General features: G+C 35.9%; 3 protein-coding genes. 1 reads left to right on the top strand and 2 read right to left on the bottom strand.

Annotated elements, in window-relative coordinates:
- Positions 1 to 680 precede the first annotated feature (680 nt).
- Positions 681 to 881: a hypothetical protein gene (locus F6J94_RS32580; RefSeq protein ID WP_293047822.1), complete on the top strand. Its 201-nt coding sequence runs from the start codon at positions 681 to 683 to the stop codon at positions 879 to 881.
- A gap of 163 nt (positions 882 to 1,044) precedes the next feature.
- Here the strand turns inward: F6J94_RS32580 and F6J94_RS32575 are convergent, their stop codons facing one another.
- Together F6J94_RS32575 and F6J94_RS32570 are read right to left on the bottom strand one after the other, a co-directional pair.
- Positions 1,045 to 1,188 carry a hypothetical protein gene (locus F6J94_RS32575; protein WP_293047820.1) on the bottom strand — a complete coding sequence of 48 codons (144 nt, stop codon included), beginning with the start codon at positions 1,186 to 1,188 and terminating at the stop codon, positions 1,045 to 1,047.
- A 67-nt stretch (positions 1,189 to 1,255) separates the two neighbouring features.
- The coding region (locus F6J94_RS32570; RefSeq protein WP_293047818.1) for a glycosyltransferase family 39 protein at positions 1,256 to 2,799 on the bottom strand (1,544 nt) is incomplete at its 5' end.

Here is a 2,799-nt window from a genome sequence, read left to right as displayed (position 1 = left end):
CTAGTACCTGTAAGAGAAATTCTAGTTGGGCATCAGATGTATTGTCAGCCATTGCCATCAACTGCTATTCAATATTTATTGAAATATTATAGCGTTTCTTAAGAAATCAGAAGTCAGAAGTGGGTAGTGCTGTATAAATATCTAACACAGGAGTATCCATTAACCGCAAACCAGTACTCGTTTCTCGCAAACCAGTACTCGTTTCTCACATACCAGTACTCGTTTCTCGTTAACTAGTACTGCTGTATAACAAACAAGTACTGGTGTATAACAAACGGGTACTCGTTTCTCACATACCAGTACTCGTTTCTCGTTAACCAGTACTGGTGTATAACAAACAAGTACTAGTTTTTCGTTAAACTGTACTAGTTTATCACTTACCAGTACTCGTTTCTCAGTAACTAGTACTTATTGCAAATTTACTAGTACTAGTGTATTAAAGAATGGTGCCGATTTGTTCTTAACGAGTACCTTTTTCTCACATTGCAAGAGGCAAGAGGCAATAGGCAATACTCAATTCTTAATTCTCAATTCTTAATTCTCAATTCTTAATTCTCAATTCTTAATTCTCAATTCTTAATTCTCAATTCTTAATTTTATAAAAGCTTTTTAAAACCCTTGACAAATAAAATTATAATCATTACAATAATAATTGTAAATCAAAGTTCAATTTTTGAAAGATGTCAGAAGAATTTACTCGCAATTTCAAGAAACAACCTACTCAGCACACTCTCAAAGGTCCTCGTCAATCAGTAATTTATAGCATGCAAATGTTTTATTCCCTGGGCTATGCAGAAATCGCGGAGTGGACTCCTCTGGAGCCTACCGATATTCCAGGGGAAGTGATGACTACTATGACCAAGTATTGGTTGTTGCCATAACACCTTAAATTTCTGGGGGGCTTTCCCCCCCGGGGGCCTTGGGTTTCGGAAACTTCTGACATATGTGATTGACATAGCCGTGGATAGTATTTCTACGGCTATTTTTTTTGGGAATTAAGAATTAAGAATTAAGAATTAAGAATTAAGAATTGAGAATTAAGAATTAAGAATTGGGAATTGAGAATTGGGAATTGGGAATTGAGAATTTAGAATTGGGAATCGGGAGTTGCTGAATCTTTGAATGAATAGGAGTAGAGTGGGCATCCTGCCCGCGAGAAGATTGTAACGGGCCAGATGCCCATGCCACGGCCAGATGCCCATTCTCCCCACACTTCCGATCTTTTTGACAAATATGAGATGCACCCTTACTGTATTCAACCCTCGTGGTGAGTTGGCAATACTAAAAATACATGGTAGTTAAGTTTACCATTTTGATCTTTAAATCTTTGATGATCTTGAATTTGATACCTTTGTGTTACTATATTCTTGAACAATTCTTCATTCTTTGAATTAAGTTTACACAGTAGCCAGAGTCTCGATTTTGTTGCGGGTAACTCCTCAAACCAATCTTCCATCTTACCTTGTTTAATTTTAGTTCTTGAAGAGGGTGGTCTAGGTGCTACTACAATTTCAGCATAACCATGATCGTAGTGGAATAATGGTAAGGTATTTATCCAATCTTCTATAGCCCAAACCACAATATCATCGTTTTTTTCATGAGTTTTAATTATGTTAACCATGCCTCGAAAATCTCGATGTAAATTAGCTGTGTAGTAGTTAGATAAACCATTAAATACTGCAAAACCGTACAATAAAATTAGGATTAAGGCAATGATTCTATTTCGTTCCAAAACCTTGACTAAACCTGATGCCAGGAGGATCAAAAAGTAGGGAAGTGTAAATAGTAAGTATCGATCTAACCAAATTGAGAAGAAAAGATTAGAAGCTAAGAAAATTTGCATTAGAGGTATAAATCCCCAGGCTGCTACCCAAAGCGTTTTACTGGAATTTTCTTTCCTAAGGGCAGTAACTAAAGCTATACCTACCAAGATTATCAAGGATAAAGTGATTATTCTATAGACCCATATTAAAATAGTATCTGGGTTTACTTGATCTGCTAAAAAGGGTGGCAAAACTACAAATTCTCTCAAGAATCTGAGGCAATTAACAATATTAGGAGATGGACGACCTTGTTGTACTGGATCAGTTGAGAAATTCCTGGTCGCTGGGATTAGTCTTAACAGAAAAAGTGGAGACCACACAACACACATGATTAGGAGCCATTTGGCAAACTTAATTACCAAATTATATTGCCGACGAAACTTAATTATGGCTAGGAATAAATCTGGCAATATTAGAGTTAAATTTAAGGGTAATGTTAAAATTGATATTAATCGAAATACTGCCCACCAAGCCATTGCAAAATCAGATGGACGCTCCAACACCTGAATCATAAATAAAGTGCCCAATAGACCAGATAATGTAGTTAAAGAGTACATTCTGACCTGTTGAGAATGATAGATAAATAATGGAGAAAGAGTCAGTAAAATTGCAGCAATGTATCCCTCTAATTTAAACTTTAAACGACAGCTAATTAAGTAGGTTAGAAAAATACTACCTATGCCAAAAACTGATGCTAAACTCCGCAACCAAGCATCGCTATTCCCAAATTTCATCCAGACACTGAGAAGTAGATAATAAATTGGGCGAACTAAATTATGAGGTGGAAAACCTTTTCCTGTTTTAACATCTCGGACGCTGTACAGCTCATCAATCCAAAGGCTTTGCCTATCTATTTGGTGGTGATACAATATAAGAGCTGTTAACAGAATTAATAGTATAGGAAGCCATCTTTTGATTGGACTTAATTTTTCAGATAATCCTAGTAAGTTTTGTATGCTAAACTGCATAATAAACA

The sequence above is a fragment of the Moorena sp. SIO1F2 genome (assembly GCF_010672755.1).
Lineage (GTDB): Bacteria > Cyanobacteriota > Cyanobacteriia > Cyanobacteriales > Coleofasciculaceae > Moorena.
Note: the sequence above shows the minus strand (reverse complement) of the source record. Positions and strands in the feature narration are given on the sequence as shown.